We start from the raw sequence: 23,531 nt of genomic DNA, 5'->3' as shown, positions 1-23,531 counted from the left end.
TCTAGCAAGTGTTCGGGTCGAACGCAGGAAACGAAAAATAGATATTGCTCAACTGAATCAAGATGTGGAACAGCATCCCGATAAGACCTCAAGAGAGAGCGAAAGAATTTGGGGTATGGCTAAGCTGACAAAGGTTGACATAGAAGACAGATAGCTTCATCCACGAGAGAACGTAGGTTTCGCTTGGTTAAACTCCACGCATGATTGACCCACCGTTTTATCAATCGGATTCAAATCAGGTGAATATCTTGGTAACTAAACCAAGCGACACCTAGCTGCTTCCACGATCTGTCTCACTGCTGCATGGCTTTCCCGGGATCTATCGCTGGTAAAAGTCTCTCACTTAACCATCGGGTAGTGGCCTATCCAAGTAGTAAATGGTTCCATCACACACCCTGATTGATAAACCGTTCCCCACGATGGTTTTTCCCCATAGACTCTCTCTCCCTTGGGTGCTCAATATCCCGGCCATCTACGCCGGATGCTCTGGTGGTATTCACCATAAGCCTGTCGCTCTTGCGGGTGTAGCCTATCTTTCGCAGGGCCTTAACTCACACCGAAGCGAGCAGTCATCTCCCGTTAATCCACAAACCGCTGAAATGCTTATGAGGATAGCCTTTTTGATAGCCTTCCTTGGGGTGGACATCTCCCATTTCTGACCATTGTCTGAGCCAGCGTTGTACCGTTCGATAGCTGACGTTTAGGAACTGACTTCCATGATGGCTTCTACCGCCTTCTTGCGCAAATCATAGTTATATGGTCTGAACATTTTCTCACTCCACAGCAACACGTTTCTTATACGACAAACTTACTTAAACAATTGACTACTTGACTATAACTGACTGCGGTTTGAAAGCCAGCTTTACCAGCGTTTACACCGGCAGTATTTTGTGGTGATTGGAGCGGGGTCAGGATTTAGATTGACAGCCGTGCAGTATGTATTGTATGATCTCGGCTAAAAATTGGAATAGTCGTTGTATGCATTTATCACCCATACTATTTTTTAAGCGCTTTGCCAAAAGTATTCTTCGGCAAATGGGATATGATGTTGTCCCTTACCAGAAGAGAACCAGTAAACATTCACCTGATTTGACTAAGTCAAGAATTGAGCAGAGAACTAGTAAATATCCACCCAATTTGACTGAGTTAAGTATTGAGCTGTGGGAGATTGTTGACCTCTATACAATGACCAGTCTGGAGAGAGTAAATGCTTTGGTTGAGGCAGTTCAGTATGTAGTTAAAAATAATATTCCCGGTGCCATCGTTGAATGTGGTGTCTGGCGGGGAGGGTCGATGATGGCTGCTGCTTTGACCTTACAGAAAATGGGTGTGCAAGATAGGGACTTGTTTTTATATGACACATTTTCGGGTATGCCAAAACCAGATGAGATGGATAAGTCTCATTCGGGTGAGATGGCCCTAGAGCAGTTTTTGTCTAGCTAAATATCAGAAGATGCTTCAAATTGGTGCTTTTGCCCTCTGGAGGAGGTTCAACAGAATGTTTTAAGCACTGGCTACCCATCCGATAGAATTCACTTTATTCAGGGGAAAGTTGAGGAAACCATACCCCAATACGCACCGGAACAAATTGCCTTGCTACGACTGGATACCGATTGGTACAGGTCCACAAAGCACGAATTAATCCACCTGTTCCCTCGTTTGCAACCCAAAGGCGTTTTGATTATCGATGACTACGGCTACTGGCAGGGAGCAAAGCAGGCAGTAGATGAGTTTATCCAAGAGAACAAATTGTGTCTCTTGCTGAACCGAATTGATGACACCGGCCGCATTGCTGTTAAGTGTGATTGACAAGCATCTATTACAAATTGACCACATACGCATCCTGAATCCCCTGCACTTGCAGTACTTTCTCCACTACACCGTCGGGCAAGGGGTCGTCCACGCTGAGAACCATCACCGCATCCCCCCGCACGAGTTTGCGGCCCACCTGCATGCTGGCAATGTTTACGTTCAAATTGCCCAGCAGGGACCCGATTTTGCCGATGATGCCGGGCATGTCCTGGTGCAGGGTGATCAGCATATACCGTGTGGGCGCGACACTGATGGGGAACCCGTCAATGCTGGTGATGCGCAATTCCCCCGTACCCAGCAACGCACCGGCAACGCTGTGGCCCCCTTGACTGCCCTGGGCGGTGACCACCAACGACCCGCTGTAATCCCGCACCGATTCGTCCCGCGTTTCCACAACTCGGATGCCCCGCTCTTTGGCCTCGATGGCGGCGTTGACGTAATTCACCCGCTCCTGCAGAGCCGGGCCTAGCAACCCTTTGATGGCGGCGATCACCACCGGCTGGCTGGCTTGGGTCGCTAGTTCCCCCTGCAGACGTACCTCTAGCGTCTCCACGCGCCCCCCCGCCAATTGCCCCGCTAGGTTGCCCAGGATTTCGGCCAGCTCCAGGTAGGGCTTCAGGCGCGTCAATACGTCGGCGCTCAGACCGGGGATATTCACCGCCGACCGAGCCGGCAACCCCAGCAACACGTCCCGAATCTGCTCGGCGACATCGGTGGCGACGTTGCTCTGGGCTTCAATAGTAGAGGCGCCCAAGTGGGGGGTGAGCACCACTTCTTTCCCCAGCAGCAGCAGCGGACTGTTCACCGGGGGTTCCTGCTCGTACACGTCCAGCGCCGCACCGGCAATCCGACCCTCCCGCAGGGCATCTACCAGCGCTACCTCGTCAATCAACCCGCCCCGCGCACAGTTGATGATCCGCGTCGTGGGCTTCATTTTTTTGAAACTCTCCCGGTTGATGAGATGAGTGGTGTCGGGGGTCTTGGGAATATGCAAGGTGATGTAATCGGCCTCCCGCAGCAGAATGTCCAGCTCCACGAGGGTGCAGCCCAACTGTTCCGCCCGTTCCTTGGCGATGTAGGGGTCGTAGGCCAGCAGGCGCATCCCCATCGCCCGCGCAATCGTGGCCACATGGGACCCGATCTTGCCCAGCCCAATAATCCCCAGGGTTTTCTTGTAAACTTCAACCCCCACAAACTCACTGCGGTTCCAGCCGCCACTTTTGACGGTTTGGTCCGCCTGGGGAATATAGCGGGACAAAGCCAACATCAGGGCAATCGTGTGCTCCGCCGCCGCAATGGTGTTGCCCTCCGGGGAATTGACCACCACAATCCCCTGGCGGGTCGCCGCCGCCACGTCAATGTTGTCCACCCCCACGCCGGCGCGGCCAATGATTTTCAGGTTGCGTCCCGCTTTGATGACCTCCGCCGTGACCTTGGTGGCCGACCGCACCATCAGCGCGTCGTACTCTCCAATGCAGGCCTGTAGCTCCGCCGGCGTCAGGTTGTAGCGCTGGTCCACCTGGGCGACCTGGGCCAGTATCTCGATCCCAGCCGGGTCAATGGGTTCGGTTACCAGAACGCGGGGCATAGGCGCGCAACAGGACCTTACATCTAATGTACCCCGTTTGGGCGGTATCTCCAACAAGGGAATTCGCGCTAGAATAGAAAACCAATCGTCAGCCGGTGGGGTTTGGGAATAGCGACATCGTGACTGCAACCCTAGCAGGAAGGGAGAGGTGTCGTTGTCTGAATTGGTGTACCCGACCGCGCCGGTGCATACGGTGACACTGGCCAATGGTTTGCAGGTAGTCTATCAGTACCAACCAACGGCGGCGGTGGCGATTGGGTTTTGGGTGCGGGCTGGGTCTGCCGCTGAGCCGGTCCTTTATAACGGCGTGGCCCATGCCCTTGAGCACATGGTGTTTCGGGGAAGCGAGCGATTTCCAGCGGGGGCCTTCGACCGCCTGATTGAACAACATGGAGGTCTGACCAACGCCGCCACTAGCCAGGATTACGCCTACTACCATGTCCTGACCCCCCTGGACCACTGGCAAGAAAGTTTAACGGCCCTGGCCGACATTCTGTTGCGACCGACGCTGGCAGCAGAGGCCTGGCAGCAGGAACAGGCGGTGATTGCTGAGGAGTTGCGCCAGGCCCAGGACCAGCCCGATTGGGTGGGCCAGCAGATGCTCTGGCAACGTTGTTACTCGGACCATCCCTATGGACGACCCATCCTGGGCACGGAGGCTAGCCTGGCGCGGATTACGCCAGCAGTGTTACAGCAGTTCCACCGGCAACACTATCACCCGGCCAACATGGTCGTGGTGGTGGTAGGCGCTGTCCCCTGGGAAGCCCTGGTGGCCGTCTTGGAGGAGACCTGCACCGTACCTTGGTCAGCGCCACCTGCGACCAGTAGTCTCGCCGCGTTACCAGTGATGCAGCCGAGCTATCACCGGCTCTCCTGTCCCCAGGCGGAACAGGGACGTCTGTGGTGGGTCTGGCCGGTGCCGGAGACCCAGGAGGCAACGACGGGTTGGGGACTAGACCTGCTAGCGGCGATTTTGACGGGTGGACGCATGGCTCGCTTGACGCGCCGCCTGCGGGAGGCGTGGGGCTGGGTGCAGGACATTGATGCAGGTTACCATCACCAACTGGCGGGAGGACATTGGCAATTGACGGCTTGGCTCAACAACGGGGTGTGCCCGGAACAGGTACAGGCGGTGATTGCTGAGGAAATCTGGGCGCTCCAGACCCAGCCTGTCTCCCCGGACGAACTGCGGCGAGCCAAACGACAGTTGCTCCACGCGTATACCTTCGCCATGGAGACGCCCCAGCAAATGGCGCAATTGTATGGCTATTATCACTACGTTGGCTGGTTAGAGCAGGGGATGCACTACCCCGAGCGGTTGCATCAATTCGGACCGGAGGACCTGCAACAGTTGGCGTGCCGCTATCTTCACCCGGAGCAGGCGGTGCGGTTGTGGTTGCAGCCAGGGGAAACGGCATGAGCATGGATGTCCAGACGCCTGGTTTGCTCCAGGGACGTTGGTACCGCTGGCGCTTGGATAACGGTTTGACGCTGTTGGTGGTGGACAATCCGGCGGCGGATATTGTGGCGGCGCGCTTGTTTTTGCGCCCGGGGATGTTAGCCGAACCCCCCCACCAGTGGGGACTGAATCACCTGCTAGCGGCCACCTTGACCAAGGGCACCGAGCGCCGTTCAGCCCAGGACATTGCCCTGGCGGTGGAATCCCTAGGGGCGAGTTTAGGAACAGAGGCGGCCCCAGACTACTTTATGCTGGGGTTGAAGGCGGTGACCAGTGATTTCGCCGAGCTGTTTGCCCTGGCAGCGGAACTGTGGCGCATTCCCACTTTCCCCGACGCCGAGGTGGCGCTGGAGCAGGAACTGACGTTGCAGGGGCTGCGGTTGCAGCAGGAACAGCCCTTTAGTTTGGCCTACGACCAGTTGCGCCGAGCGCTTTACCCCAACCATCCCTACAGCGTGAGCACCCTAGGCACGCCGGAGACGGTGCAACGACTCACCGCCGCTGATTTGCGGGCCTATCACCAGCGGTACTTTTGTCCAGCCCACACGGTGGTGAGCATCTGCGGGCGGGTGGAACCGGAGCGGGTACGGGCCTGGGTGGAACGGTGTTTTGGGGATTGGTCCGTGCCGGCGGTGGATTGGCAACCGCCAGCAGTGCCGACACCGGAACAACCCACGGCGCCGTTGCGCACCGTGCGTCCGCTGCAGCAGAGTTTGGTGATGCTGGGGTATCCAGGGCCGTCGGTGCATGCCGCCGATTATCCGGCCATGAAATTGCTGAGCACCTATCTGGGCAACGGGCTGTCCAGCCGGCTGTTTATGGAACTGCGGGAAAAGCAGGGGCTGGCCTACGATGTGTCGGCGTTTTATCCCACCCGCTGGCAACCGGCCCCTTTTGGGGTGTATTTGGGAACGGCGGCGGCCAATACGAGTCTAGCGCTGGTGAAGTTGGCCGCCGAGATGCAGCGGTTGCTGGCCGAGCCGTTGCCGGAGGCGGAGCTGTTAACAGCGCGCAGCAAGTTGCTGGGGCAATACGCCCTGGGCAAGCAGACCAACGCCCAGATTGCACAACTGCTGGGCTGGTACGAGGTGCTGGGGCTGGGTGCTGATTACGACTGGATGTTTCCCCAATTGATCCGCCAGGTCACTCCAGAGCAGCTCTGGCGGGCCGCCCAACGCTACCTGCGTCACCCCTGGGTGTCCCTGGTGGGGCCAGCAGCAGCACTGGCGGACATCTGTTGAAGGTACTGCTCCAGGGTCTGGGTCATCACCGCTAGGGGCGCTTCTTGCTGAAACCAGTATTTCCAAGCGGCGGCCCCTTGCCCCACCAGCATGGCCAGGCCGTCCTGGGTGCGATATCCGAGAGCAGCAGCCCAACGCAACAGTTGGGTCGGGCGGGGGGTGTAAATCAGGTCGTATACCCAAGCGCCGCGGGGGAGCTGTTGCAATTGCTCCGGCGTCAGGGGACTGCGGGTCACCTCCGGCGCCATCCCCAGGGGCGTGGTATTCACCACCAAATCGGCCTGAGGGAGATAGGTGTCCAGGTCCGACCAGGGATGGAGACGCGCAGGCGGCGCAACAGCTTGGTCAGGCCGGCGACTGAAGATGTGAATGGCCGTGCAACCCCGCTGTTGCAATCCCCAAACCACCGCCCGCGCAGCACCGCCGTAGCCCAGCACGACAGCCGTTTCGCCAGACCAGTCCGCCAGGGGCTGCACAAAGCCCACCCCGTCCGTATTGGCGCCGCACCAACCGGACGCTCCGCGGTACAGCGTATTCACCGCTCCAATGGCCTGCGCCACCGGCGTGACCTCGGTCAGGTAGGCCATCACCCGCTGTTTGTGGGGCAGGGTGACGCTGAGACCCAGCCATTGGGTGTGCCATAAGGCGGCCAGCACGTTCCCCAACTGGTCCGCCGCCACGGGCAAGGCAACGTAGCAGGCGTCAATCTGGGCCTGGGCCAAAGCAGCATTGTGCATCAAAGGCGAAAGGGAGTGATGAACCGGGTCACCCACAACTGCCAGCAAACGGGTGCGACTGGTGATCATTGCCGCCGACAACGGGGGAACTATCGGTCATAATAGCGATTAAGGCTGGGGGAGACATCATGCGGCCAGGCGACATGTTGGCGGGGCGTTACCAGGTGGTGAAAGTCCTGGGGTCGGGTGGATTTGGTACAACCTACTTGGCGCGCGATACCCAGCGACCAGGCCAACCCGCCTGCGTGGTCAAGCACCTCAAACCCGACAGCAGCGATCCATTTGTGGTTGCTACCGCCCGCCGCCTGTTCAACAGCGAAGCTGAAATTTTGGAGAAATTGGGCAAGCACGACCAAATCCCCTCCCTGCTGGCCTACTTCGAGGAAAACGGCGAGTTTTACCTGGTGCAGGAGTTTATTGAGGGTCATCCCCTGAGCCAGGAACTGCAGCGGGGGGTACCCTGGCCCCAGGAAAAGGTGGTGCAAATGCTGGCCGATGTGCTGACCACCCTGGATTTTGTCCACCGCAACGGCGTGATCCACCGGGACATCAAACCCGACAACCTGATCCGCCGCAAATCCGATGGCAAGCTGGTGTTGATTGATTTTGGAGCCGTCAAGGAGATTCGCGACCCCCAAGCGGCCGCCCAGCAGCGCACCGGGGCCACCGTGGCGATTGGCACCCTTGGTTACGCACCGGCGGAACAGGCCCAGGGCAAACCCCAATTCGCGAGCGACATCTACAGCCTGGGGATTGTGGCGATTTGCGCCCTGACGGGGAAAGAACCGAGCCAACTGGAGAGCGACCCCCAGACGGGTGAACTGCTCTGGCGAACGGGGGTGCAAGTGAGCCATGCCCTGGCGACGGTGCTGGACCGCATGGTGCGCTACCACTACAGCAAACGCTACGCCAACGCCGGTGAAGTGCTAAGCGCCCTGCGCAGTTTTCATCTGCTGGACATGCCGACGCCCCAACCGACCAGGGCTACCGCCGTGACCACCGCAGCTCCAGCAGCTACAGGTATCCGTCGGTCGCCGCCGCCGACCCGCATCGCAGCGCCACCCCTGTTCAACAGCGTTGTTTTGAAATACGGCGCGATTACCGCAGTCATGCTGGTGGTAATCGGCCTTCTCACGATTCCCTTTCAGACCCTGGTCAGCCAGCGGGCGCGCCGCGTTGAACCGGAGCCACCAGCCTCCCCTTCCCCTTCGCCCGTCGCCTCGCCGTCACCTGCACCTCAACCAACGACCCAGACCATCGGGATTGAGTTGTTGCCCAACAGCACGTTTGCGACCGAACGGGTGTTGCAGCCAGCCGAGACCCATCTGTACACCTTTACGGCGAACCCTGGTGCGGCTCCGCTGGAACTGGCGATTGCCCTGACGGCTAGCGATGCCGCAGTGACCGCTGCGCTGATTGGCCCCGACCGCCAGGTGCGTGAGAGGCTGACTAACGGCCAGTACCCCCTGACCCAGGCGGGGCAGTACAGCATCCGCATTAGCGGTGGGAAGGGCACCTACCGCTTGCAGTTGCGGTTGCTCGCACCAACACCTGAACCCAGCCCTTCGCCGGAAACGGAGGAGGAACCGCTCCAGCCCGTGTTACCGGGACGCTAACGGGGTCATTTCGTGTCAGGATCAACACAGCAACCCCAACTAACCATCATGAGTCAGGCAATTCCGTTTCGTGTCGGTCAAAGGGTACGGGTCAAAACCCGCGTGGTGGTGTACCACCATCCCCAGCACAAAGGCAAACCCTACGACCTGCAGGGACAAGTGGGCCAGGTCGTGGAGGTCATCGAAACCTGGCAGGGCCGTCCGCTCACCGCCAACTTGCCCATCGTCGTACAGTTTGACCCCAAATTCAAAGCCCATTTCCAGCCGGGGGAACTCGAACCAGTGGATTAGGCTAGGCAACGCTGGCCTGGACAAATCCTTAACAAAATGTAACAATTCAGGAACAGTGGGTGGAGGTGCAAGGATGCAGCGATTTTGGGAGAAGGTGAATGTGAACCCGACGGGAGAAGGGACGTTCGGATTTACCCATTTCGCCGAGAAGTGGAACGGGCGCCTGGCCATGATTGGGATGGTTTGCCTGGTGATAGGGGAAATCACCACGGGCAAAGGCCAGTTGGCCCAGATGGGCATCGTCGGTCGTGGCCCGGCGCTGGTGGTGGTGCTGTTGTTGCTGGCGTTTACCGTGGCGACGCTGCTGGGGTATTACGCGGTGGGTTTGGCAAAGCAGATGGCCGTCACGGCACCGCAAGGTTCAACAGCCCCCGCTCCGGCAGGTATCCCCGAAACTGGCCCGTCTGACCCAGCACCAGCAGCAGAGACACCGACCAGTTAGGGGCTACGTGCAACTCCCGCCAGGGCACGGCAATTTCAAGACAATTCCCTAGGGCCATCTGGGTTGCTGTGGGCTGGGGAATCCAGGTATCTCCCGCCCCCGCCACCGCCAGCCAGCAGAACCGCTCCCGTAGGTGGACGCCCAGGTGATGCCGGAAGCGGTAGTTGCAGGGGGGCACATCCGGGACATCCGCCAGGGGAATTGGGCTGGTTTGACCCACCTGGCCTGGGTAGAACCAGACCACGTGCAGGCTGGAGAAGTCGGCCTTGGCCGGGACAAATCCAGGTTGAAAGTCCACCCGCAGGTAGAAATGCAGGTGGTCAGCGCCGTAGCGAATGGCCTCGATGGGGTGGCGTTGGTGCATGGTCGCCCGTGCCGTCCCCACCCGTACCAAGCCCGCGCGGGACCAGTCCTGCTCATCGCCGCGTCCGTCGATCACTGGCTGGATGAGACCCTCTGGCGGGTAATCGCCCTGGTAGTGCTCGGGCTCCAACGGGTAGTCCAACGCAGGGGGCGGTGGTTGCCCCAGGCTCTGGTACAGCGCCTGCAAATGCTCCCGAAATAGGGCGTCAAACACCGGGTCCAGCCGTGAACTGTGCCCCGCCCCGAACCACCAGAACCAATCGGACCCCTCCGCCGCCGCCAGGGCCTCCCATGCGATGGCTGGCGGGTTGGCCACTGCCGCCAGGGCCGCCCGCGCCTGTCCCAGGTAATCCCAGGCCCGATTCTTCACCGGGTCGCCGATCCAGGTAGTGAAGCTGGCTTCGATCCAGGAACCGCTGTGCAGGTAATCCAGGGTTGCCTTAGGGGGAAACTGGGCCAAAAACTCCGACACCGTCACCCCACAAAACCGGTCGTCCTGGCTGAGGGCGCTCAACAGGGCCTCGATGAAGGGCCCCCCATCCTGCGGGTAGTACTCCCAGCAGTTTTCCCCGTCCAGGGCAATCGTCACCAGCCAGGGGTCCGCTGGTGTCGTCTGCTCCTGGGCTTGGGCGTGAATTTGCCCCAACCGGCCCACCAAATCCGCCACCGCCGTTTCCACCGGCAAGTGACAGTAGGAAAATCCAATCAAATCCGACAGCCGGTGGTCCCGAAACACCAGCGCCAGTTCGCCAGCGGCGGTCTGGAGGCGATAGGGGCGGTAGAGAACATCCGGGTCGGTCACCTGCCCTTGGCTGTCCCGTTGGATGGGGCGGCGCAGGCTGGCGGCCAACACCCCCTCATCGCTGCACAACCACCGGAACCCCTGGCGGGCAATGGGGTCGAGAATCGCCGGGCTTACCGCCTGCTCCGACGGCCACAACCCCTGGGGCGTCCGGCCAAAAACCTGCTGGTGATAGGCCCAGGCTTTCTCAAGCTGCCAGGCCACATCCTGGGGCCAGCAGAACCGCTGTTGGGGCAAGGGCAAATCGGGAACCGCCACCCGCGCCGATGCCGTATCCGCCAGCAGGGGCAAGATGGGATGGGTGTAGGGACTGGTGGTAAGTTCGATAACGCCCGCCTCCTGCCAGCGCCGGTGCGCCGGGATGATCTCAGCCAGAATCTCCCGCTGCAGCCGCCACAGGGCCTGCCGGTCCGCCAGGGTAAACCCACCGCCGCGCTCCCACCAACCCTGCACCTGTGGGCGGTCGTGAAACAGCGGGTCTAGCCAGGTCAGGTTGTGCCACATCAGCAAATCCTCAAAATCCTGGAGCGACCAGTTTTCCAGGCACCAGGCTCGCCCCTCGGTTTGCATCTGCTCGTACAGGCGTCGGTAGCCGGGGTAGGGGTCAATCATGGTGCGGTGGTGGGCGTCAAAAAAACTGGTGACCACAAAGTGGCGCTCCCACTCGCTCAAGTCCGCCGCCGGTTTCAGGCTCACCGCCAGGTAAGGGTCCATGGCCCGCCCCTGGGCATAGTCCTCAATCTGCACCAGCAGCGACGGCACTAGGTTGATGGTGTGGTGGAAGGTGGGGTAGCGGGTCAGCCGCAGTAGTAAATCCAGGTAATCCTTGGTACCATGCAACCGCACCCAGGGAAGCCGGTACTCCCCCGTCACCAAGCTTTTGTAGAAGGGTTGGTGCTGGTGCCAGATAAAGGCGATGTAGAGGGGATGCGGCATCGGCCTTGGCCACGCAAACTACCCCCACTCTACCAAAAGGATGGGATTTAGGAGGCAAGATCGCTGGGACGGGAGCGCTCCAACGACTCGCGCAACGACACTAACTCCTGGGTCAGCTCCTGCAACTGGGCTGCCGCCTGGGTCGGCGTGGGGACTTGGGTTGACTCCTCCTGAATCGTGACCTCGACCGGTGGTGAACTCGGACGGGGCGGCACGTTGCGATTCAACAGGCGTTCCACGAATTCCCGCGCTTCCGCCTCTGTCTTTTCCCCCTTGGCTACCATCTCCTGCACCAGTTGCTGCCACTGTTGCCATTGGGTCTGGCGCTTCTGCTCATCCTGCGCCCACTCGAGCACCGTGCTGGCGCACCCCAACAGCGCCCGAAATCCCTGCTGCAACCACATCTCTGGACCCGTGGCCATGGTTTTGTCCTCACTTTGGTTCTACTGTATCAATCGGTTGACCCCGCTGGCAAATCGTCCCGCTTGGGTTCGATGTGGATGGTGACTCGCGCGGGGCCGTAGTGCTTTTGCAGCAGCGCTTCGACCTGTTCGCTCACCTGATGGGCTGTGCGCAAATCGGCGGCCGTTACCACCAAGTGCAGTTCGATAAACACCTGCCGTCCCACCAAGCCCCGCGACGCAATGTCGTGACAACTGTGGACCCCAGGCACCTGGGTCGCCACACGGGCAATCGCCTCCGGTGCAATCGCCATTCGGTCCACTAGCCAGGGCAAGTTGGCCGCTAAAATCCGCCAGCCGCTGTGGAGCACCAGTCCCGCCACCGGTATCGCCAGCGCGGTGTCCAACCAGGTCCATCCCGCGAGCACGCCCGCCATGCCAACTAGCACGGTCGCATTGACCCAGACATCCCCCAGGGTGTGCAGCGCATCGGCCCGCAGGATGGGGCTGTCGAGGCGTTGACCTTCGCGGTACTCGTACCAAGTCACCGCCCCATTCACCAGCAGCACCCCTGCCAGCAACCCCATGTCAGCTAGACCAAAACGCGGCGGGGGAGCTTGTTCTATCCATCGCCCTACAGCTTGTTGGATCACCTCAAAACTAACTACCCCCAAGAACACGGCAATCACCAGCGCCCCTACCGCCTCAAACTTTTGGTGACCATAGGGGTGTTCCCGATCCGGTTCCGGTTTGGCCCAACTCTGCGCCACCAAGCCCACAACACTGCTCAGGCAATCGGTGAGACTATGTAGGGCATCGGCCAGAATCGCCAAGGAACCCGTCCCAAATCCTACGGCTAGTTTCACCCCGGATACAGCTAGGTTGTAGCCCAATACGATACGGAGAACTCGCTTGACTTGCCCGCCCCGGCTAGCCGGCATAGGTCCCTACGCTCACCAACTGGTTGAGCCGGCGAATCCGCTGACAAAGGTTTTGGATGATGTTCAGGGCAATGGCCGGGTTGTTGAGAATCGCCTCCTGCATTTGGGAGTGGGATAAACACAGGCACGTGCAGGGGGTCAAGGCTGTGACGGATGCCGAGCGGGGCTCACTGTCAAACAGGGACATCTCCCCAAAATAGGCCCCCGCTTCCAACCGAGCCAGCTCCACATCACCAATGTGAATTTTCACTTGCCCTTCCGACAGGATGTAAAGCAATTGCCCGACGTCCCCCCGCTCGAAAATCGTCTCTCCGGCTTGAAAACGCAACTCCACCATTTCCACCGCCAAGTCCCGCAGAAAGTCGTAATCATCAATGCCCCGGAAAATCGGCACTTCCCGCAAAAACATCAAGCGGTCCGTTAGGCTCAAATCGGATGCATGAATGCTCATTCCTAGCTCCCCGCGCGCTGAGAAAAACCTTCGGACTCCCCCCCCACCCCCTCGATTTTAACCTAGGCAGTTGTGGCTTCCTGGACCGTTCCCAAAAATTTTTACGAAGCGGCCTTGGCACGTCATAGGAGGACCGAACTGGGTTGGGGATGGGTCACCTCCTGCAGGTGGATGACATCGCGGTAGGGGTCCACGTGGGTAACCTGAACCTGGAGCTGTTCCCCCAGCTTCACCGACCGTTGCACCCGCATGGACAACTCCAGCCCCAAATCCTCTAGCAACACCAGCACCAGATCCCCCTCCTCCCGTAACCAGCGCAACACCACCGCCGTCCAGACGGTGTCACTGTGGCGACGCAGGTACTCCAGACTCCAGTAGCGGTTCGTTTGACGCTCCACCGCGCTGGCTTCCTGAGTGGCCGCCATCACCCCCTGGAGAATGGTTTGCAGTTCCGCAGCATCAAACATCGGCGCTTCGCCGCGCAGGTGGGCCTTCAGTTGCCAGTGGGCCAGCAGGTCGCCGTAACGCCGGATGGGGGACGTGGCCTGCACGTAGGCGTCCAATCCTAGACTGGCGTGGCGCCCCGGCGTGATACTGACCTCGCTTTTGGTCAAACAGCGACGAATCGCGTAAGTGCGCACCAGACCGCTGGGGAGCTGAAGCAATTCCTCCTCTGGCGGCAACTCGGGCTGGGCCTGGGACCGGAAGGGCATCGGCAAACCCGCCGCTTGGGCGTAACGGGCGGTGACTTCCCCCGCCAGGATCATCATTTCCGCCACCAGAAACCGGGCGGGCGACGGTGGTTGCACCTGCACCTCCACCTGGTCGTCCACGACTTTGATCTGGGCCTCTGGCATCTGAATCTGAATCGCGCCCTGGGCCAACCGCCAAGCCAACCGCCGCTGCGCCCACTGATACAGATGGGAAAGCTCGCCTTCGTTGCTTTCCTGCAGGGGCAACAGTTCATCCACGTCATCGTAGGTGAGCCGGTACGTGGGCCGCACCCAACTGGGCATGATCTGGTAGTCAGCAATTGCCCCGGACGGTTCCAGGGTCACGGCAAAGCTAAGGGCGCAACAGGTCTGGCCCTGCTGTAGGCTCATGGGGCCAGTCGCCAGGGCCTCTGGAAACATAGGGATGACGCCTGTGGGCAAATAGACGCTCGTGCCCCGACGGCGGGCCTCCTGGTCGAGCACATCCCCCGGCGTCAACCAGCGGGAGGGGTCGGCGATGTGAATCCAAAGGCGCTCGCGGCCATCCGGCAACCGCTCCCAGCTCAGGCCGTCGTCAATTTCGGTGGTGCTGCTGTCGTCAATCGTATAGACCTTCAGGCCCGTCAAATCCTGACGCCAGGGAGCATCTGGGTCGGGGGGCGGGGTGTGGATACGCATGGATGCCGCCTCCAAAACATCAGCAGGGAAGGTCGTCGGCACCGAACTGCGGCGCAGCGCCAGATTCTCGTGGGGGTGCCACCACCCCAGCGCCACCAGCAACTCGCGCGCTGCCGAGGGCGTGACCGCCCGCTCCAGATGGGTCAGCAATTCCGCTACCGGACGGGGGGGTTGCCCCTCCACGATAACAAACTGCTCCAGTTGTTCCAGGACATGGCGCTCCTTCGGCGTCCAGGTTATGGCTTGCCCAGCTAGCGCTTGCCGGACCTTGTCGTAGAATGCCTGGAGTTCCTGCTGCTTTTGGGCTTCCTTTTGCAACTGGTGGCGCAGCTCCTGCACCTGTTGCGGCGAGCGAGGTTCGTAGTATTCGCCCCGCTGTTTAAAAAAAATGCGGTCTTGCCGGAGCAGGCGGTGGGCGGCGTAGCACAAGGGAGGGTCGGTCTGGTTAAACAGCAATTGGGCCAACTCCTCGGGATTCACCAGCCGGTTTTCGCCGCTGAGCAACTCCCAGGCCACCTCCAGGGCCTCCGGGTCGGTATAGGCCGCCGCCGTCTGTTCAAAGTCAGGGATGTCGGCGATGGTGTAGGCCCGGTCGGACACCACAAAACTGACCTGGCGGGGGTGAATGCTGTAGGTACGCCCCTGGGCATCGCTGGCAATCCAGTTTTTTTTGCCATCGGGGCGTTGGATGACCCCTAGACGCGTGCCGCCGTCCGTTTCAAATTCGACGAGCGTGCCGCTTGCCCACATCCGTTGACCAACTTTTTCACGTCTCCTAACTTCTATTATGAAGTACTGTGAAGTGCCGGTCTAAAGCTCTCGGCGTCCCTCCAGGGCCTTGGCTAGGGTCAACTCATCGGCGTACTCCAAATCGCCCCCCATCGGCAACCCGAAGGCGATGCGGGTCACTCGCGTCAGGGGCTTGAGCAGGCGCCCGAGGTAGAGGATGGTCGTTTCCCCTTCAATCGTGGGACTCAGCGCCAGGATCACCTCTTTGATGGGCTTTTCCCCCACCCGTTTCACCAGGGCGTTGATGGTGAGCTGCTCGGGGCCAATGCCCTCCATCGGGGAAATCACACCCCCCAGCACGTGGTATTTGCCCCGGTACTCGCGGGTTTTTTCCAAGGCAATCACATCCCGGGCATCGCTGACGACGCAGATGACATGGTCGTCTCGCTCCGGGTCGGCGCAAATTTCACACACCGGTTCGGCAGACAGGTGGTAGCAGATCTGGCAGTGCCCCACCTGCTGTTTGGCCTCCACCAGGGCTTGGGCAAGAGCCTGCACTTCCGACTCCGATTGCTTGAGCAGGTGCAGGGCAATCCGCTGGGCTGATTTGGGGCCAATGCCGGGCAACCGCTGCAGCCGTTCGATCAGACGGGCCAGGGGACGGGTGTAGGCAACGCTCAAGGTCGGTTCACCGGCGGCGATTCACCCTCAGGAACAAACACCAGGGCCACCCCGTTGATGCAGTAGCGCAGGCCAGTAGGCGGGGGACCGTCGGGAAACACATGCCCCAGATGACCGCCGCAGCGGCGACAATGCACTTCAATCCGGCGCATCCCGTAGGACCAATCTTCGCGCGTGCCAATCGCCCCTTCGACCGGCGCGTAGAAACTCGGCCACCCCGTCCCGCTGTTGAACTTGGTCTCCGACGTAAACAACAAGGCCCCGCAGCCGGCGCAGTAGTACTTCCCAGGGGCATAGTTTTTGTCAAGGGGGCTACTCCCAGGCCGTTCCGTGCCGTGCTGCCGCAACACCCGAAACTGCTCCGGCGTGAGAATTTTTTGCCACTCTTCCTCAGTCTGGGGTAAAGCCGCCGAATCCATGATTTCCCTTCCTGCAACGCGCCTAGTTCTACTATAGCTTTTTAACATAACTTCACACACTCGCCGAGCGGGCTACAATAGGGAACTGTTCCCCTTGCGTGACAACCACCTGTGGACGACCTGAGCGGGGGGCCGTCTCCCCGGCAAATGATTGCCATTTTGGACTTTGGCTCGCAGTACTCCGAGCTGATTGCCCGCCGGATTCGCGAGACCCAAGTGTACTCTGAGCTATTGCCATACCACACCACGGCGGAGGAACTGCGACGCCTGAAACCGCGCGGCATTATCCTCTCGGGCGGACCCAACTCGGTCTATGACCGGGGCGCGCCCCAGTGTGACCCGGAGATCTGGAACCTGGGGATTCCCATCCTGGGCGTGTGCTACGGGATGCAGTTGATGGTGCAGCAGTTGGGGGGTAAGGTGGTGCGTTCCGCCCTGGGGGAATACGGCAAGGCGGCGCTGCACATTGACGACCCCACGGACCTGCTGACCAACGTCGAGGACGGCACCATCATGTGGATGAGCCACGGGGACAGCGTGGTGCAGTTGCCGGAGGGGTTTTCTATCTTGGCCCACACGGAAAACTGTCCCTGCGCGGCTCTGGCCCACCACGAGCGCAATCTCTACGGGGTGCAGTTCCATCCGGAGGTGGCTCATTCCCAGGGAGGGATGGCCATCATTCGCAACTTTGTCTATCACATCTGCGGCTGCGAACCCACCTGGACCCCAGCGGCCTTTGTGGAGGAGGCGATCAACGAAATCCGCGCCAAGGTGGGCAATAAGCGGGTGTTGCTGGCTCTGTCAGGGGGGGTGGACTCCTCGACCCTGGCGTTTTTGCTGCACAAGGCCATCGGCAACCAACTCACCTGCGTGTTCATCGACCAGGGCTTCATGCGCAAGCTGGAGCCGGAGCGGTTGCTGAAGCTGTTTCACGAGCAATTCCACATCCCGGTGGAGTATGTCAACGCCCGGGAGCAATTTCTGCAGGCCATCAAGGGCGTGACTGACCCGGAGGAAAAACGGCGGATCATTGGCCACGAATTTATCAAGGTGTTTGAGCGGGAGTCGCAGCGGCTGGGGCCGTTTGACTATCTGGCCCAGGGGACGCTGTACCCTGATGTCATCGAGTCGGCGGGCGGCCCGGTGGACCCGCAGACTGGCGAACGGCTGGCGGTGAAGATCAAAAGCCATCACAATGTGGGGGGGTTGCCCAAAAACCTGCAATTCAAGCTGATTGAACCGCTGCGGCGGCTGTTCAAAGACGAGGTGCGCAAGGTGGCCCGCTCCCTGGGCCTGCCGGAGGAGATTGTGCAGCGGCAACCCTTTCCCGGACCAGGGCTGGCGATTCGCATCCTGGGGGAGGTTACACCTGAACGCCTGGAAATGTTGCGGGAAGCTGACTGGATTGTGCGCCAGGAAATCAACCGGCACGGTCTGTACAACCAGCTCTGGCAGGCCTTTGCCGTCCTGCTACCGGTGCGGTCGGTGGGCGTGATGGGGGACAAGCGCACCTACGCCTATCCCGTCGTGCTACGCCTGGTCACGAGTGAAGACGGGATGACGGCGGACTGGGCCAAGGTGCCCTACGAGTTTTTGGAACTGGTGGCCAATCGCATCGTCAACGAGGTGCCGGGCATCAACCGCGTGGTGTATGACATTACCTCGAAGCCGCCGGGGACGATTGAGTGGGAGTGAAAAAAAACCGAGTTGTGGGTAGCCGCCGGAGAAGGCATGGGTTATACTGCTCTCTTGGTGCAGCCTGCTCTCGCAAGGAGACGTGAGCGATGCGCTGGATGCTTGTGCGATGGGGAGGGTGTTGAAGGTCCGTGTGGAGGCACTGGTGCGACGGCAGTTCTCCCCTTCTAGTTATGCCCATCTTTTGTGAGAACCTATGACGTTAACCCCTCATGCTGTCAACCCGGCCACGAATGGGCACGGGAGCGTGCTGGCGACGGATACAGACCATGCCCTGAGGCTCTTGACCAACCCCAACCCTGACTTGTACTTGGAGGAGGAACCCGTTACCCGTGCCCAGAAAACCGACCCGGAGTTGGGGCTACGAGTGGCGCAATTTCTCCTCGAAAAGGGGGTGGCTACGCCCCAGGTGGAAACGGGCTTGGACGACACCCAAAAACGCAGCCTGATTGCCTGGCACTTTGCCCAGATCATGCAGGTGCTGGGGTTGGACTTGCGGGATGACAGCCTGGCGGAAACCCCCAAGCGGGTGGCGCGGATGTACGTGGATGAGATTTTCTACGGCCTGGACTGGCGCAATTTCCCCAAATGCACCACGGTGGAAAACAAGATGGGCTACAGCTCGATGGTCGTTGAGCGCAATATCAACGTCCAGAGCAACTGCGAGCACCACTTTGTCACGATTGATGGCCGCGCCCACGTGGCCTACATCCCCAAGGAGAAGGTGCTGGGTTTATCTAAGATCAACCGCATCGTCCAGTATTTCGCCAAACGCCCCCAAATCCAGGAGCGGCTGACGGAGCAGATTTTCTACGCTTTGTCCTATATCCTGGAGACAGAGGACATCGCGGTGGTGATCCAGGCCAAGCACTACTGCGTTAAGGCGCGGGGGATTGAGGACGTGAATTCCGATACGGTCACTAGCAAGTTGGGGGGTGTGTTTTTGCACAACACGGCAACCCGCGCAGAGTTCATGCGGGTCGTCAACACCGTGCTCGCGTCGTAGGGCTTTTGGTGTAAGCTACTCCTAGAGAGCAGGTGGCCCCATGGACGTCACGTTCCCCGAATTGACCGAAGCGGAGCGCTCGACCCAGCGGATGGACGATGTGGAAACGGTCATCAGTTCGCTGGCAGAGCCGGATTCCGCCCAAGTGAGTCATTTAGAGCAGGGGTACATCTGGCGGTTTCGCTACGGGACGGTGGAAGTTTACGTGCAAATGACCGGCACCACGCCCGACGATATGTTGACGGTCTGGTCCACGGTGTTGAAGTTGCCGGTGCAGCAGCAAGCAGACCTATTCCAGCAGTTGCTGGAGTTGAACTGGGCGACAACGATGGAGGCGCGGTTTGCCCTGCTGAACCAGGAGGTGGTGGTGGTGGGAACGCGGTCGGTGCAAGATCTGGACCCTTCAGAAGTTGCCCGCTTGATTACCATCGTGGCCTCGCTGGCAGACCTGTACGATGAGGAATTGCAAACGCGCTTTCCGGCGGTGAATGGGTAAATTCTGGCGGGGGTGGCGTCATGCCCTCGGGCAGCCCTTTTGTCGTCTGGTTTGGCGGTCGGTTCTCAAATATCGCCTGCGGGTGGTGGGCGCTGTCCTGCTGAATTTGGGGGCGGGCCTGCTGGAAAGCTCGACCTATGTGTCCGTGTACTTGGCCCTGAGCGCCCTGGCGGATGACCAGTTTCAGGTTGCCTGGTTGCAGCCCTGGGTGCAGGGGTGGTCTCGCCTGCAGGTGGTGGCCCTGCTGGTGTTCATCGCCTGGGGGTTTCAGGTCCTGCAGAGCGCCTTGAAGTATTTCAGTACCGTGATCACCAGTTACCTGGGCAACCGCATGAGCATGTACACCAGCCAGTTGCTCATGGAGCGGATGTTGCGGTTGAGTTTTCCCTGCATCAGCCGTTACCGGCATGGGGAGCTGGTGAATTTTATTGACCTGGGCATGATGACCAGCGCCCTGTTTTCAACGACCAACCGGCTGGTGCTGGCGGTGTGTCTCATGCTGTCGTATCTGGCGGTCCTAGTCTGGATTTCACCCCTGGTGCTGGTGTCCACCCTCCTGCTGTCGGGGACCTTGATTGGGATGCAGCGCTACATCCTCCCCAAAGTCCGCGACGTGGCCAAGACGCTGACGGGGGAAACCGCCGACATCAAAAGCTACATGGTGGAAACCCTGCAGGCGTTGCGGTTGATTTACAGCTTCCATCGCCACGAGGAAACCCTAACCCGCCTGCGCCAGCTCCAGCGCAACGTCCTAAAGATGCTGGACCGGCAGGTGGCCTGGAGTACCCTGCCCGATCCCCTGTCTGCGGTCTTGTCCACCACCATCCTGGCGGTCATGCTGCTGGGGGGGTTGTGGCTGCTGAGTCGAGACCGGCCCATGCAGTTGCTTTTGCCCACCCTAGCCACCTTTATTTCCGCCTACAATCGCTTTGCGTTCCAAAGCCAGAGCCTGGTCTCCATTTCCAGCCAACTGGGGGTCCTGTGGGGTATGTTGCAGATGCTCGACCCCTTCCTAGAGAACCAGGATAAGGAATTTCTGCGGGTGGAGGGGCGACCGTTTCGGGGCCTGCAACGGGAGATTCGCTTTGACCGGGTGACGCTGCAATACCCAGGCACGCAGACGCCGGCGGTCATGGACCTGAGTTTTACGTTACCGGCGGGAAAGGTGACAGCACTGGTGGGGGCGTCGGGGGCGGGCAAGTCATCGGTGGCTGACCTGCTCGTTGGGTTGTACGAACCGACAGCGGGCCGGATTTTGGTGGACGGGGTGGACCGGCGGGAATTGTCCCTGGCGGACTGGTGGGCGCGGCTGGGAGTGGTCAGCCAGGACACCTTTGTCTTCAACACCACCATCCGGGAAAACATCCGCTTTGGCCGGTTAGACGCCACCGATGCCGAGGTGGAACGGGCGGCGGCAGCAGCCTACGCTGACGAATTTATCGCCCAGCTTCCACAGGGCTACGACACAGTGGTGGGGGAGCGGGGCTACCGGTTATCCGGCGGGCAACGGCAACGGCTAGCTCTGGCGCGGGCCATCCTGCGGCAGCCGGAGATTTTGATCCTGGATGAGGCCACCTCGGCCCTAGACTCCCACTCGGAATCCCTAGTGCAAAAGGCCCTGTACGAGTTCCAGCGCCAGCGTACGGTGCTGGTGATTGCCCACCGCCTGTCCACGATTCGCCACGCCGACCAGATCCTGGTGCTGGAAAAAGGCCGGTTGGTAGAACAGGGCACCCACGCGGAACTACTGCGGCAAGGAGGCCTCTACGCCCGCTACTGGCGCCTGCAGGTGGACGGGCACAACCCGGTAGCGCTGGCCTAGGTGCTATCCTAGGGCTAGCAGCACGAGAGGAACAGCCATGACCTGGGCAAGGGTAACAGTCTGCGGCTACGTGGCGGCCAAGCCAACCATTCGCCACTTTGAGAAGGGCACAGTGTTGTGCAGCTTTCCCCTCTACGTCAACCGCCGCAAAAGTGAAGGAGAAGACGCCCCCCCATTGCGCTTTCAGGTGGACGTGTGGGGGAACCAGGCGGAAACAGCCATGAATTTGTTGGACAAGGGGGCGCGTCCCACGGTGACTGGGCAACTGGACGAAGAGCATTACACCGACAAGGACGGCCAGCCCGCAACGGCCCTGCGGATTCGGTTTGCCGAAATTCTAGACTACGGGGTAAAAGCTAGCGACGAACCGGCGCCCGCCACGGCATGAAGGCCGACGAACGGTACATGGCCCGCTGTCTGGAGCTGGCTCGCCGCGCCTGGGGGCGCACTAGTCCCAATCCCATGGTAGGAGCCGTGGTGGTTCGCGACGGTCACATCGTGGGCGAAGGGTTCCACCCCCAGGCAGGACAGCCCCACGCGGAGGTCTTTGCCCTGCAGCAGGCTAGGGAACAAGCTCAAGGAGCGACCCTGTACGTAAATTTGGAACCCTGCAACCACTACGGTCGCACGCCCCCCTGTACGGAGGCCATCCTGGCTGCGGGGATTCGGCGGGTGGTAGTGGGCGTCATTGACCCTGACCCACGGGTGGCTGGCAGCGGCGTCGCTCGGTTGCAACAGGCCGGTATTGACGTGACGGTGGGTGTACTGGCGGACCAATGCCAAGAACTCAACGAGGGCTTTTTCCACCGCGTGCGCACAGGGCGGGCCTTTGGGATTCTCAAGTACGCCATGACCCTGGATGGCAAAATTGCTAGTGCCACTGGTGACAGTCTCTGGGTGACGGGACCCGAAGCGCGGCAATGGGTGTACACCCTGCGGTCCCGCTGCGATGCCGTGATCACTGGAGGCAACACTGTCCGGCATGACAATCCCTCCTTGACGACTCACGGCATGACGCCCCATTCGCCCCTACGAGTCGTAATGTCCCGGTCGCTGGATTTGCCCCTCGAGGCCAGCGTCTGGCGAGTGGAAAATGGCCTGCGCACGGTGCTGATTACGCCCCCAGTGTCTGACCCTTGGCCACCCCTGCTCAAACAGTTGCAAGCGCTAGGGGTCGAATGGCTGCCTTTGGACCCCTGTGACCCCTTGACCGTGAGCCAAACCTTAGCTCAGCGGGGCTGCAACACGGTTCTGTGGGAATGTGGCGGACGGTTAGCGGCGCCGGCGATCCGGCAGGGTGTCGTGCAAAAGGTAGTAGCGTTTATCGCTCCCAAACTCATCGGTGGTGACAGCGCACCCACCCCAGTCGGGGATTTAGGACGCTGGCGGATGCAGGAGGCGTTGCTCCTAGAGCGGTGCCGCTGGGAAATGGTGGGACAAGACTGGCTTATCCAGGGTTATTTACCAGCAGAAACGCTTTTGTAAGCAGCACAGAAAATTTCCCCTCGTTCATCCTGACGTCTGTAGCTTAGTTACCTATACTCGTCTGAATCACGGGACGAGTTCCATTCCAATCGCAGCCATTTCAAATCAGATTGAGACATTAGCTTATGCAATACTTGCGGGGTGGTGCTATGTAAGTAATGATGCATGATATAGCAGACAACATTTAAGTTGGCGTACTTGAGCAGCAGGCAAAGCCAAAGCTTCAAGGTTTCTAGCTGCTGCTCGTGCCAGACATTGTGTGCTTAGCTATAGTGGTGGATAAAGTTGTTTCTAGGTTTTTATAGCTAAAAACGTTTACTTGGCATAGAATAGGGCTAATGAGTTCATAGAGGTTTTTCATGTCTAATCCTTACAGCACAGACCTGCGTCAGAAAGCCATTGAAGCGGTCGTGGGGGGCGCAACACTCATCGAAGTGAGATATCGCACGTTACAACGCTGGCTCAAACAATGGTCTGAAACCGGTGATTGCTTACCAAAAGGGGCATAGTCATAAGATTAAAGACTTGGATGAATTTCGCAAGTTTGTCGAGGCAAATCCCAGTCTGACCCAGAAGGAAATGGCGGCGATCTGGGGTGTGAGTAGTATGACGATTTGTAGAGCACTCAAAAAGATAGGCTATACCCGCAAAAAAAAACTTTCTCCTACCAAGAACAAGATGAGCAGGAGCGACAGGCGTATCTAGAGAGAATGAAGGATGTGAAGCC

At 59.8% G+C, this 23,531-nt stretch carries 21 protein-coding genes and 1 pseudogene; 13 read left to right on the top strand and 9 right to left on the bottom strand.

Features of this window, described 5'->3' with window-relative positions; genetic code table 11:
- Positions 1-1,185 precede the first annotated feature (1,185 nt).
- A pseudogene (locus tag NZ705_07810) lies at positions 1,186-1,809 on the top strand (TylF/MycF family methyltransferase).
- A 10-nt stretch (positions 1,810-1,819) separates the two neighbouring features.
- On the opposite strand, the gene serA reads toward NZ705_07810, so the two are convergent.
- The gene (gene serA, locus NZ705_07805; protein ID MCS7292860.1) at positions 1,820-3,400 is read right to left on the bottom strand and encodes a phosphoglycerate dehydrogenase; all 1,581 of its coding nucleotides are present in this window, start codon (positions 3,398-3,400) and stop codon (positions 1,820-1,822) included.
- Positions 3,401-3,554: 154 nt separating this feature from the next.
- On the opposite strand from serA, the gene NZ705_07800 reads away from it, so the two are divergent.
- Both NZ705_07800 and NZ705_07795 read left to right on the top strand, forming a co-directional pair.
- Positions 3,555-4,820, top strand: coding sequence for an insulinase family protein (locus tag NZ705_07800; GenBank protein MCS7292859.1), 1,266 nt, complete (start codon positions 3,555-3,557; stop codon positions 4,818-4,820).
- On the top strand, positions 4,817-6,100 hold the full coding sequence (locus tag NZ705_07795; GenBank protein MCS7292858.1) for an insulinase family protein: 1,284 nt from the start codon (positions 4,817-4,819) through the stop codon (positions 6,098-6,100). Before NZ705_07800 ends, NZ705_07795 begins: the two co-directional genes overlap by 4 nt.
- Here the strand turns inward: NZ705_07795 and NZ705_07790 are convergent.
- Entirely contained in the window at positions 6,046-6,906 is an 861-nt protein-coding gene (locus NZ705_07790) for a shikimate dehydrogenase (GenBank protein MCS7292857.1), read from the bottom strand. The genes NZ705_07795 and NZ705_07790 overlap by 55 nt on opposite strands.
- Positions 6,907-6,965: 59 nt before the next feature.
- On the opposite strand from NZ705_07790, the gene NZ705_07785 reads away from it, so the two are divergent.
- The 3 genes from NZ705_07785 to NZ705_07775 all read left to right on the top strand — a co-directional run bounded on the left by NZ705_07785 (position 6,966) and on the right by NZ705_07775 (position 9,186).
- Positions 6,966-8,453, top strand: coding sequence for a serine/threonine protein kinase (locus NZ705_07785; protein MCS7292856.1), 1,488 nt, complete (start codon positions 6,966-6,968; stop codon positions 8,451-8,453).
- Positions 8,454-8,501: 48 nt separating this feature from the next.
- Positions 8,502-8,744: a ferredoxin-thioredoxin reductase variable chain gene (locus NZ705_07780; GenBank protein ID MCS7292855.1), complete on the top strand. Its 243-nt coding sequence runs from the start codon at positions 8,502-8,504 to the stop codon at positions 8,742-8,744.
- Between the two features lie 73 nt (positions 8,745-8,817).
- Positions 8,818-9,186: a chlorophyll a/b-binding protein gene (locus NZ705_07775; protein MCS7292854.1), complete on the top strand. Its 369-nt coding sequence runs from the start codon at positions 8,818-8,820 to the stop codon at positions 9,184-9,186.
- Here NZ705_07775 and NZ705_07770 read toward each other — a convergent pair.
- From NZ705_07770 to msrB, 7 genes are all read right to left on the bottom strand, one after another.
- A complete protein-coding gene (locus tag NZ705_07770) occupies positions 9,089-11,287 on the bottom strand; it encodes a glycoside hydrolase family 57 protein (protein MCS7292853.1) in 2,199 nt (732 codons plus the stop codon). The two genes, NZ705_07775 and NZ705_07770, sit on opposite strands and share 98 nt — an antisense overlap.
- Positions 11,288-11,334: 47 nt before the next feature.
- Positions 11,335-11,709 (bottom strand): hypothetical protein, encoded by a 375-nt coding sequence (locus NZ705_07765; protein ID MCS7292852.1) that lies wholly within the window; start codon positions 11,707-11,709, stop codon positions 11,335-11,337.
- Positions 11,710-11,738: 29 nt separating this feature from the next.
- Positions 11,739-12,629, bottom strand: a complete 891-nt coding sequence (locus tag NZ705_07760) for a cation diffusion facilitator family transporter (protein MCS7292851.1) — start codon at positions 12,627-12,629, stop codon at positions 11,739-11,741.
- Complete coding sequence (locus tag NZ705_07755) at positions 12,619-13,080, bottom strand: cyclic nucleotide-binding domain-containing protein (protein ID MCS7292850.1); 462 nt, start codon at positions 13,078-13,080, stop codon at positions 12,619-12,621. The genes NZ705_07760 and NZ705_07755 overlap by 11 nt, the downstream gene beginning before the upstream one ends.
- 122 nt (positions 13,081-13,202) lie before the next feature.
- Positions 13,203-15,221 (bottom strand): ribonuclease R, encoded by a 2,019-nt coding sequence (locus NZ705_07750; protein MCS7292849.1) that lies wholly within the window; start codon positions 15,219-15,221, stop codon positions 13,203-13,205.
- A 60-nt stretch (positions 15,222-15,281) separates the two neighbouring features.
- Positions 15,282-15,881, bottom strand: coding sequence for a recombination mediator RecR (gene recR, locus NZ705_07745; protein ID MCS7292848.1), 600 nt, complete (start codon positions 15,879-15,881; stop codon positions 15,282-15,284).
- Complete coding sequence (gene msrB / locus NZ705_07740) at positions 15,878-16,300, bottom strand: peptide-methionine (R)-S-oxide reductase MsrB (protein MCS7292847.1); 423 nt, start codon at positions 16,298-16,300, stop codon at positions 15,878-15,880. Before msrB ends, recR begins: the two co-directional genes overlap by 4 nt.
- 147 nt (positions 16,301-16,447) lie before the next feature.
- Here msrB and guaA point away from each other — a divergent pair, with 147 nt between their 5' ends.
- The 7 genes from guaA to NZ705_07705 all read left to right on the top strand — a co-directional run bounded on the left by guaA (position 16,448) and on the right by NZ705_07705 (position 23,313).
- Positions 16,448-17,995: a glutamine-hydrolyzing GMP synthase gene (guaA, locus tag NZ705_07735; GenBank protein ID MCS7292846.1), complete on the top strand. Its 1,548-nt coding sequence runs from the start codon at positions 16,448-16,450 to the stop codon at positions 17,993-17,995.
- 196 nt (positions 17,996-18,191) lie between these two features.
- A complete protein-coding gene (gene folE, locus NZ705_07730) occupies positions 18,192-19,001 on the top strand; it encodes a GTP cyclohydrolase I FolE (GenBank protein ID MCS7292845.1) in 810 nt (269 codons plus the stop codon).
- Between the two features lie 40 nt (positions 19,002-19,041).
- Positions 19,042-19,497, top strand: a complete 456-nt coding sequence (locus NZ705_07725; protein MCS7292844.1) for a YbjN domain-containing protein — start codon at positions 19,042-19,044, stop codon at positions 19,495-19,497.
- Positions 19,490-21,319 (top strand): ABC transporter ATP-binding protein/permease, encoded by a 1,830-nt coding sequence (locus NZ705_07720; protein MCS7292843.1) that lies wholly within the window; start codon positions 19,490-19,492, stop codon positions 21,317-21,319. Before NZ705_07725 ends, NZ705_07720 begins: the two co-directional genes overlap by 8 nt.
- A gap of 37 nt (positions 21,320-21,356) precedes the next feature.
- Positions 21,357-21,707 (top strand): single-stranded DNA-binding protein, encoded by a 351-nt coding sequence (locus NZ705_07715; GenBank protein ID MCS7292842.1) that lies wholly within the window; start codon positions 21,357-21,359, stop codon positions 21,705-21,707.
- On the top strand, positions 21,704-22,804 hold the full coding sequence (gene ribD / locus NZ705_07710; protein MCS7292841.1) for a bifunctional diaminohydroxyphosphoribosylaminopyrimidine deaminase/5-amino-6-(5-phosphoribosylamino)uracil reductase RibD: 1,101 nt from the start codon (positions 21,704-21,706) through the stop codon (positions 22,802-22,804). Before NZ705_07715 ends, ribD begins: the two co-directional genes overlap by 4 nt.
- Before the next feature lie 359 nt (positions 22,805-23,163).
- Positions 23,164-23,313 carry a hypothetical protein gene (locus tag NZ705_07705; GenBank protein MCS7292840.1) on the top strand — a complete coding sequence of 50 codons (150 nt, stop codon included), beginning with the start codon at positions 23,164-23,166 and terminating at the stop codon, positions 23,311-23,313.
- Positions 23,314-23,531: the final 218 nt, after the last annotated feature.

The organism is Gloeomargarita sp. SKYB120 (assembly GCA_025062155.1).
Classification (GTDB): domain Bacteria; phylum Cyanobacteriota; class Cyanobacteriia; order Gloeomargaritales; family Gloeomargaritaceae; genus Gloeomargarita.
Note: the sequence above shows the minus strand (reverse complement) of the source record. Positions and strands in the feature narration are given on the sequence as shown.